Genomic DNA, 8558 nt, shown 5'->3' with positions numbered 1-8558 from the left:
CATGCCCACCTCGGCGTCCCGCGCTCGGGGGCCCTGGACGCGCCCGCGGCGGACCTCGCCAACCGTCTCGTCGCCGCCGCACTCCCGGCGGCCGCGGGGACCGCCGACGCGGCCGACCTTCCGCTCCTCGGCACCTACGACGTCGTGGTGATCGGTTCCGGCGCAGCGGGGATGACCGCCGCGCTCACGGCGGCGAAACACGGGCTGAGCTGCGTCGTCGTGGAGAAGGCAGCCACCTTCGGAGGGTCGGCGGCCCGTTCGGGCGCGGGCGTCTGGATCCCGAACAACCCGGTGATCCTGGCCGCCGGAGTCCCCGACACCCCGGCCAAGGCGGCCGCCTATCTCGCGGCCGTGGTCGGAGCGGACGTCTCCACCGACCGGCAGCAGGCCTTCCTCGGGCACGGGCCCGCCATGATCTCGTTCGTCCTGGCCAACAGCCCGCTGAGGTTCCGCTGGATGGAGGGGTACAGCGACTACTACCCCGAGCTGCCCGGCGGTCTGCCGAACGGCCGCTCCATCGAACCCGACCAGCTCGACGGGAACATCCTCGGCGCCGAACTCGCCCATCTCAACCCGCCGTACCTGGCCGTCCCCTCCGGCATGGTCGTCTTCAGCGCCGACTACAAGTGGCTCGCCCTGTCCGCCGTCAGCACGAAGGGCCTCGCCGTCGCCACCGAGTGCCTGGCGCGCGGCACCAAGGCCGCGCTGCTCGGCCAGAAGCCCCTCACCATGGGCCAGTCGCTGGCGGCCGGACTGCGCGCCGGGCTGCTCGCCGCCCAGGTGCCCGTATGGCTGAACACCCCGCTCACGGACCTGTATGCGGAGAACGGTGCCGTCACCGGCGCGGTGGTGACCAGGAACGGCGCCGCAGGTCTGCTCAGGGCCCGGCACGGCGTCGTCGTGGGCTCCGGCGGCTTCGAGCACAACGCGGCCATGCGCGCGCAGTACCAGCGTCAGCCCATCGGCACGGAATGGACGGTGGGCGCCAAGGAGAACACCGGCGACGGCATCCGGGCCGGCGAACGGGCGGGCGGCGCACTGGCGTTGATGGACGACGCCTGGTGGGGCCCGGCGATCCCGCTGCCCGGGGACCCGTACTTCTGCCTGGCCGAACGGACCCTGCCCGGCGGCCTGTTGATCAACGCGGCGGGAGCCCGCTTCGTCAACGAGGCCGCCCCCTACAGCGACGTCGTCCACATCATGTACGAGAAGAACGCCGCCGCCCCCGACATCCCGGCCTGGCTGATCGTCGACCAGAACTACCGCAACCGCTACCTCTTCAAGGACGTCGCCCCGACCTTCACGTTCCCCGACACCTGGTACGACTCCGGCGCCGCCCACAAGGCCTGGACCCTCGACGCGCTGGCCGGGCAGATCGGTGTCCCCGCCGCCGCCCTGCGCGCCACCGTCAACCGCTTCAACTCCCTTGCCCTCAACGGCAAGGACACCGACTTCCACCGCGGCGACAGCGCGTACGACCACTACTACACCGACCCCGCGATCCTCCCCAACTCCTGTCTGGCGCCCCTGTGGCTGGCCCCGTACTACGCGTTCAGGATCGTGCCCGGCGACCTCGGCACCAAGGGCGGCCTGCGCACGGACGCCCGCGCCCGCGTGCTGCGGGCGGACGGCTCGGTGATCCCCGGCCTGTACGCCGCCGGCAACGCCAGCGCCGCCGTCATGGGCCACAGCTACGCCGGCGCGGGCTCGACGATCGGCCCCGCGATGACGTTCGGGTACATCGCGGCACTGGACATCGCGGCGGCCGCCGGGACCTAGGTCGCGCGGCCGCCGGGACCTAGGACCGGCGGCCGAGCTGTGATTGCGGCGAAATCCTGATGCCAGGAGTGTCGGACGGTTGAGAGCATGACGTCCATGCTCCGAGCCGCCGAAGACACCCGAATACCCCCGCGCACCGCGCCACCGGCCTGGGTGGTGGTCGCGCTCGCCTGTGCGGGGCAGTTCCTCGTCGTCCTCGACGTGTCCGTCGTCAACGTGGCGTTGCCGTCGATGCGTGCCGACCTGGGCCTGAGCGCGCCGGGCCTGCAGTGGGTCGTCAACGCGTACGCGATCGCCTTCGCCGGGTTCATGCTGCTCGGCGGACGCGCCGGTGACCTCTACGGGCGCAAGCGGATGTTCCTCGTCGGGCTCGCCCTGTTCACACTGGCCTCGCTCGGCGGGGGACTGGCCCAGGACGGCTGGCAGCTGCTGGTCGCCCGATGTGTGCAGGGGCTGGGCGCGGCGGTGCTCGCGCCCTCGACGCTGACGATCGTCACCTCGGCCGTACCGGAAGGTGCCGCACGCGCGCGGGCCATCGCGACCTGGACCGCGGTCGGCGCCGGGGGCGGTGCGGCGGGCGGCCTCGTCGGCGGACTGCTCGTCGACGGACTGTCGTGGCGATGGGTCCTGCTCATCAACGTGCCCGTGGGCGCCGTGGTGCTGGCCGGGGCGGCCCGGTGGCTGATGGAGAGCCGGGCCGGTGACGGACGGCGGCTCGACCTGCCGGGCGCACTGCTGGTGACGGCAGGGCTCGCGACCCTCGCGTACGGCATCGCGCAGACCGAGGCCGAGGGGTGGGCGGCGGCCGCGACCCTCGTGCCGCTGGTCGCCGGACTCGGCCTCATCGGGCTGTTCCTGACCGTCGAGGCGCGGACCAGGGCGCCCCTGATGCCGCTGAACCTGTTCCGGCTGCGCGCGGTGTCGTCGGCGAACGCGGCGATGTTCCTGTGCGGCTCCGCGATGTTCTGCATGTGGTTCTTCATGACCCTGTACGCGCAGAACGTGCTCGGCTACTCCCCGCTCGGCGCCGGTCTCGCCCTCGCGCCCAGCTCCCTCGCCGTGGTCCTCGGCTCCAAGCTCGCGCCCCGGCTCATGCCGGTGATCGGCGCACGCAACGTCGCGGTCATCGGCACGCTGGTGGCCGCCACCGGGTTCGGCTGGCAGTCGACGATGACCGCGCACGGCGCCTACGTCACCACGATCATGCTTCCGGGCATCCTGATGATGACGGGCGCGGGCCTGGGCGCGACACCGCTCGCCTCGCTCGCCACCGCGGGCGCCCGGGCCGGGGACGCCGGGCTGGTGTCGGGCCTGGTCAACACCTCCCGCACGATGGGCGGCTCGCTCGGCCTCGCGATCATGTCGACGATCGCGGCGGCCCGTACAGCGGGCGGTACGTCGGCCGAGGCGCTGACCGAGGGGTACGCGCTGGCGTTCCGCACGGGCGGTGGCGTCCTGCTGGGCGGGGCGGTGCTGATGCTGCTGTGGCTGCCGCGAGGGGTGTCCGCGCGACAGGCGTGAAAATGCTCGCGGGGAGAGGCAACGAAATCCGCGGCCCATGGACTCCTTTAGACATCTAGGAGGTGCCCATGGGGGATCGAAAGGTGGCTTTGGACGACGAGTTCCAGAGCTTTGTCATCGGCCGCTGGCCGCGGCTGATGCGTACGGCGTTTCTCCTCACGGGGGAGCAGCACGCCGCCGAGGACCTGGTCCAGTCCACGCTCGAACAGGTCTTCGTGGCGTGGCGCAGGGTCGCCTCGGCCGACGACCCGGAGGCGTACGTACGGCGCGTGATGATCAACGGGCACGCCCGCAGACACCGCAGGCGCCTCAAGGAGTTCCTGGCACCGAAGGACGACTCGGGCCTGACGCACGAGCTGCCCGACACCGGTGACCGCATCGCCCAGGCCGACGACCGCAGCGCCCTGCTGAAGGCGCTCGCCCAGCTGCCGCCGAGGCAGCGCGAAGCGGTGGTGCTGCGGTACTGGGAGGACCTGAGCGAGACACAGACGGCGGAGGCGATGGGCTGCTCGGTGGGCTCGGTGAAGAGCAACGCGGCCAAGGGGATCGCGAAACTCCGTGCCATACCGGGGCTGGCCGACATGGTGACGAACGGAGGGCGCACGTGATGAGCGAGGACCGAGAGACGAGCCACGAGATGACGCACAGGGACATCGCCCTTCTGCTGGCCGACGCGGCGGACGAGGTCGAGATCGGTATAGCCCCCTATCAGCAGGTGGTCCGCGGCGGGCGTCGCCGCAGGGCCCGCCGCTACCTGGTCGCGACAGCCGTCGCCGTGGTGATCGCCGGTTCGACGGGAACGCTCGCGCTGGCCGGTGGATTCGGCGGCGACGGCGGCCGGGTGGCAACGACGGCCAACCGGCCCCCGACCGCCGAGCAGCGGCACGTGTACGCACCGCAGCGCACGACGCTGGCGTACGGGACCGACCACGGCAAGGAGTGGCGGGTCACCATCGACGTATGGGGGACGGCCAGGAACGACGTGGAGGCGCAGGGACAGCTGGAGGCACTGGGCGAGTTCGGGAACAGGGGGGAGTCGGGGGCGAAGACCGCCTCCGACCTCATCGGCAGGCACCTGTTCTTCGTCCACCTGATCCTGGGCGACGAGCAGTGGACGAAGACGTGGGGGGAGTTCACGAAGGGCGACACCGACTCGGGCACGGACCTCCAGTCCGTCGCTCTTCCCCTGCAGTCCAACAAGACCGCTACGGACGACTCCGACCAGCGTCTCGTGATCGGCCGCGTCGCCAGGACCGCCCACCAGGTCACCTGCACCTGGAAGGACGGCACGAGCCAGACCGCCCCCCTGGCGCCCAGGAACCGCGGCTTCACCCGCGACTTCCAGCCCTACATCCGTCCGGCCGGCGGCTCCCCGTCCAACTGGTTCGTCTGCCTCGCGCCGGAGGGCAAGACGTACGAGAAGACGGAGGTGACCAAGTAGCGGCGGGCTCGGTGGACGGCAGGAGCGGCGGCCGGTTCCCTACGGGGGTGGGGGCCGGCCCGGCGTCAGAGCCAGCCCTGCTGCCGGGCCTCCCGCATCGCCTCCATGCGGTTGCGGGTGCCCGTCTTGCCGATGGCGGAGGAGAGGTAGTTGCGTACCGTCGACTCGGAGAGGTGGAGCTTGTCCGCGATGTCGGCGACGGTGGCCCCGTCCACGGAGGCCTTCAGTACGTCGCACTCGCGGGCGGTGAGCGGATTGGGGCCGGCGCTCAGCGCGGCCGCGGCGAGCGCCGGATCGATGACCGTCTCGCCGGTCAGCACCCGTCGGATCGCCTCGGCGAGCTCCTCCACGGGTCCGTCCTTGACGAGGAACCCCGCGGCCCCCGCCTCCATGGCCCGGCGCAGATACCCGGGCCGCCCGAAGGTGGTGAGGATCAGCACCCGGCAGTCCGGCGCCTGCTCGCGCAGCTCGGCGGCCGCGTCCAGCCCGCTCATCCCCGGCAGTTCGATGTCAAGAAGCGCCACGTCCGGCCGGTGCACGACCGCCGTGTCCACGATCGCGTCCCCGGTCCCCACCTGCGCCACGACCTCGATGTCCGGCTCCATCCCGAGGAGCAGCGCGAGAGCGCCCCGCATCATCCCCTGGTCCTCGGCGAGCAGCACTCTGATGGACTTGGCGGGACGGTGATCCCGGGGCATCTCGTTCACGGGCCAAGGGTAGGGGGCCGCGGGGTCGTTCACGGGCCGAGGGCAGGGGCCTTCGGGGTCACTCGGGCTTCTGCCGTGTGTGTCGAAGCGTCGGCCGTCTCCACCGGGAGTTCCGCCGTCACCCGGAATCCGGTTCGGGGGCCCGGGCCCGAGTCCAGGGAACCGCCGGCTGCCGCGAGGCGTTCCGTGAGCCCCTTGAGGCCCGTGCCGCCGATGCCCTCGGCGGTGGGCAGGGTGGGGGCGCCGGTGCCGTTGTCGGTGACGGTCAGCCGGACGTGGCCGGGCGTGCCGCCGACGGTGATCTCGCAGCGGGTCGCGGCGCTGTGCCGCAGGACGTTGGTGACCGCCTCGCGGACCACCCAGCCCAGCAGGGCCTCGGTCTGGGGGCCGAGGGGCGGGCCCGACTGGCGTACGACGGGGTCGACTCCCGCCGCGGAGAGCGCCGAGCGGGCGCGGTCGAGTTCCGTGGCGAGGCTGCCCTCGCGGTAGCCGGTGACCGCCTCGCGGATCTCCGTGAGCGCCTGGCGGCCGACCGACTCGATGTCGCTGACCTGGAGGAGGGCCGCCTCCAGGTCGCGGGGGGCCAGTCGGCGGGCGGCCTCCGACTTGACCACGATCACCGAGAGGGTGTGGCCGAGCAGGTCGTGCAGGTCGCGGGAGAAGCGCAGGCGCTCCTTCTCGACGGCGCGCCGGGCCAACTCCTCGCGGGCGGCGCGCAGTTCCCGTACGGCCTCCGACAAGGACAGGATCGCCGCCGTCACCATCGTCGAGAGGAAGGTGCCGTACGCGATGTTGATCGCGTCCCAGCCCTCGCGGACGGCGGAGACGGACCCGGCGAGCACGGTCAGGGCCAGACCGGTCCTGCCCAGCCACGGCCCCCGGACGGTCGCCCCCGTCGCGAGGCCCAGCAGCGGGAAGAACAGCAGCCAGCTGCCGCCGTAGCCGATGGCGAGGGCGCATGTCACCGCGCCCAGCAGGACGAGCGCCACCCGGGTGGAGGTCGCCTGGCGGGTCTTCTTCACGAAGGCGCGGAAGACCACGTAGATGTAGAGGGAGTTGAAGGTGAGCAGGCCCAGGCCGCCGATCCAGGGGTTCGCCGTCTTGTCCTGGAAGAGGTTGGAGAAGGCGCCCATGCCCATCAGGAGCCAGGGCAGCAGCGCGAAGCCGTTGGGCGGCGGGCCGATCTCCTCGGGCTTCGTCTCACCGGACCGGCCACCGAAACGGCCGCCGGAGTGTTCCCCGGATCGCCGCGCGGCCCGGAGCGCGGCCCGCTGCGGCTCCCACTCGGCCTTCCACGCCGCCCGTGCATCCCGCCAGGCGTTGATCCTGCAGGATGCCTTTCGCAACCAGGACATGTCGCTGTTCCCCGTTCCCGTTCAGACGGTCCGCGTGGCCCTGCGGTACGAGACCACAGCGTACGAGCCGAAGGCCAGCAGCCAGGCGGTGAGCACGACGACCGCCCCGAGGGCCGGGGCGCGCCCGTCGGCGACCGAGGTGCCGAGCTGGGCGAAGCGGTTCGCGGGTGTGTAGACGGCCAGCGAGCGCAGCCAGGAGGGGAACAGGGCGAGCGGGAACCAGAGGCCGCCGACGACCGCGAGCCCCAGGTTGCACACCATGTTCGCGACGCCCGTCGTCTGCGGGGTCAGCCGGTAGCCGTTGCCGAGACCGAGCAGGGTGAAGGGGATCGAACCGAGCCACAGCAGCGCCGTGATCGCCGCCCACTGCCAGGCGTCCAGGCGTACGCCGTTGACCAGGCCGCCCGCCACCAGCACCGCGGCGATCGCGGGCAGCACGGTCACCGAGCCGGTCAGCGCCCGGCCGAGTACCACCTCGCGCGGGGTCATCGGGGTGACCCGCAGCTGCCGCAGCCAGCCGATCCCCTTGTCCTCGGCGACGCCGCCCCCGGTGTTCAGGGCCGAGCCGACCGCGCCGTACGCGGCCATGCCGACCATGGAGGCCGTCTTCCAACTGCTCTCGTTCTCACCGAGGTTGGTGAAGAGCAGATACATCATGACCGGCATCGCGATGCCGCCGATCACAAAGCCGGTGTCGCGCAGCGTCCGGCGTACTTCGAGTCGCAGATAGTCGAGCATCACACCGTCTCCAGCGCAGTCGAGGTGAGGGCCAGGAAGGCGTCGTCCAGCGACGCGGGGGTCACTTCCAGGGCACGGATCGCGCCCAGTTCCGCGAGCGCGATCACCGTCGCGTCGGAGTCGTCGCTGCGCAGCCGTGCCCGGTCCCCGCGCACCTCCATGGAGACCACCCCGGGCAGCAGGGCCAGCCCCTCCGTGGGGCGGCCCGCGAGGTCGAAGGAGACCAGGTTGCCGCCGACGGATCGCTTGAGCTGCTCGCCGGTCCCGTCGGCCACCATCCGGCCCCGGTCGATGACGAGGATCCGGTCGGCGTGCGCGTCGGCCTCCTCCAGGTAGTGCGTGGAGAACAGCACGGTGTGGCCGCGCCGCGCGTACCCCCGCATCGACTCCCAGAACGCGTGCCGCGCCTCCACGTCCAGCGCGGCCGTCGGCTCGTCGAGCACGATCAGCGCGGGGTTCCCGGCGAGCGCCACCGCGAACCGCACCCGCTGCGCCTGGCCGCCCGAGAGCCGGTCGGCGCGCCGCCCCGCCAGCTCCGTGATGCCCGCGAGCGCCAGGGCCTCGTCGACCGGCAGCGGTGCCGGATAGCGGCCGGCCACGAAGGAGACCAGTTCGCGGACGGTGACGCGGGGCACCGGCCGCGTCTCCTGCAGCATGGCGCCCACCCGCCCGGCGCGCACGGCCTGCTCCGGGCGCCCGCCGAAGAGCGAGACCGAGCCCTCGTCGGGCTCGTTCAGGCCGAGCAGCAAGGAGATCGCGGTCGACTTGCCCGCCCCGTTGCGCCCGAGCAGAGCGACCGTCTCGCCGGCCGCGATGTCCAGATCCACACCGTCCACGGCACGCACCGCGCCGAAGGCCTTCACCGCCCCCCGGAAGCACACGGCCGACGGCATCCCACTTGCCCCCACAGCCCCCGTAGTCTCCGCAGCCCCCGATATCCCCATCGCGCTCGTCGTCCGCGTCGCCCGCGTTTTCCCCGTCGTCCCCGTTGCCTGTGTCATGGCTACGACGGTACGA

General features: G+C 72.3%; 8 protein-coding genes. 4 read left to right on the top strand and 4 right to left on the bottom strand.

Translation table 11 applies throughout. The annotated features are described in order from the left end of the window. The first annotated feature begins 33 nt into the window (after positions 1–33). The 4 genes from kstD to ABZS97_RS19415 all read left to right on the top strand — a co-directional run bounded on the left by kstD (position 34) and on the right by ABZS97_RS19415 (position 4741). Positions 34–1779: a 3-oxosteroid 1-dehydrogenase gene (gene kstD / locus ABZS97_RS19430; protein WP_356139437.1), complete on the top strand. Its 1746-nt coding sequence runs from the start codon at positions 34–36 to the stop codon at positions 1777–1779. A gap of 96 nt (positions 1780–1875) precedes the next feature. Next, positions 1876–3300: a DHA2 family efflux MFS transporter permease subunit gene (locus ABZS97_RS19425; RefSeq protein ID WP_356139435.1), complete on the top strand. Its 1425-nt coding sequence runs from the start codon at positions 1876–1878 to the stop codon at positions 3298–3300. 68 nt (positions 3301–3368) lie between these two features. Beyond that, complete coding sequence (locus ABZS97_RS19420) at positions 3369–3908, top strand: SigE family RNA polymerase sigma factor (RefSeq protein WP_356139429.1); 540 nt, start codon at positions 3369–3371, stop codon at positions 3906–3908. Beyond that, complete coding sequence (locus tag ABZS97_RS19415; RefSeq protein WP_356139427.1) at positions 3908–4741, top strand: hypothetical protein; 834 nt, start codon at positions 3908–3910, stop codon at positions 4739–4741. Before ABZS97_RS19420 ends, ABZS97_RS19415 begins: the two co-directional genes overlap by 1 nt. Before the next feature lie 65 nt (positions 4742–4806). On the opposite strand, the gene ABZS97_RS19410 is transcribed toward ABZS97_RS19415, so the two are convergent. From ABZS97_RS19410 to ABZS97_RS19395, 4 genes are read right to left on the bottom strand one after another with little or no spacing between them, the layout of a single operon-like run. Beyond that, positions 4807–5439 carry a response regulator transcription factor gene (locus tag ABZS97_RS19410; protein ID WP_356139433.1) on the bottom strand — a complete coding sequence of 211 codons (633 nt, stop codon included), beginning with the start codon at positions 5437–5439 and terminating at the stop codon, positions 4807–4809. A gap of 38 nt (positions 5440–5477) precedes the next feature. Further along, on the bottom strand, positions 5478–6803 hold the full coding sequence (locus tag ABZS97_RS19405; RefSeq protein WP_356139425.1) for a sensor histidine kinase: 1326 nt from the start codon (positions 6801–6803) through the stop codon (positions 5478–5480). A gap of 21 nt (positions 6804–6824) precedes the next feature. Continuing rightward, positions 6825–7541 (bottom strand): ABC transporter permease, encoded by a 717-nt coding sequence (locus ABZS97_RS19400; RefSeq protein WP_356139423.1) that lies wholly within the window; start codon positions 7539–7541, stop codon positions 6825–6827. Continuing rightward, a complete protein-coding gene (locus ABZS97_RS19395; protein ID WP_356139421.1) occupies positions 7541–8434 on the bottom strand; it encodes an ABC transporter ATP-binding protein in 894 nt (297 codons plus the stop codon). The genes ABZS97_RS19400 and ABZS97_RS19395 overlap by 1 nt, the downstream gene beginning before the upstream one ends. Between the last annotated feature and the right edge of the window lie 124 nt (positions 8435–8558).

Origin of the sequence: Streptomyces sp. NPDC005485, from assembly GCF_040606085.1 — a bacterium.
Lineage (GTDB): Bacteria > Actinomycetota > Actinomycetes > Streptomycetales > Streptomycetaceae > Streptomyces.
This window is presented reverse-complemented; position numbering and strand designations above follow the sequence as displayed.

Bases quoted from the DNA above. Each gene is read 5' to 3' on its own strand.
- ABZS97_RS19410 (WP_356139433.1), bottom strand. From the start codon at position 5,439: ATGCCCCGGGATCACCGTCCCGCCAAGTCCATCAGAGTGCTGCTCGCC.
- ABZS97_RS19405 (WP_356139425.1), bottom strand. From the start codon at position 6,803: ATGTCCTGGTTGCGAAAGGCATCCTGCAGGATCAACGCCTGGCGGGAT.
- ABZS97_RS19425 (WP_356139435.1), top strand. From the start codon at position 1,876: ATGCTCCGAGCCGCCGAAGACACCCGAATACCCCCGCGCACCGCGCCA.
- ABZS97_RS19395 (WP_356139421.1), bottom strand. From the start codon at position 8,434: ATGCCGTCGGCCGTGTGCTTCCGGGGGGCGGTGAAGGCCTTCGGCGCG.
- ABZS97_RS19420 (WP_356139429.1), top strand. From the start codon at position 3,369: ATGGGGGATCGAAAGGTGGCTTTGGACGACGAGTTCCAGAGCTTTGTC.
- ABZS97_RS19400 (WP_356139423.1), bottom strand. From the start codon at position 7,541: ATGCTCGACTATCTGCGACTCGAAGTACGCCGGACGCTGCGCGACACC.
- ABZS97_RS19415 (WP_356139427.1), top strand. From the start codon at position 3,908: ATGAGCGAGGACCGAGAGACGAGCCACGAGATGACGCACAGGGACATC.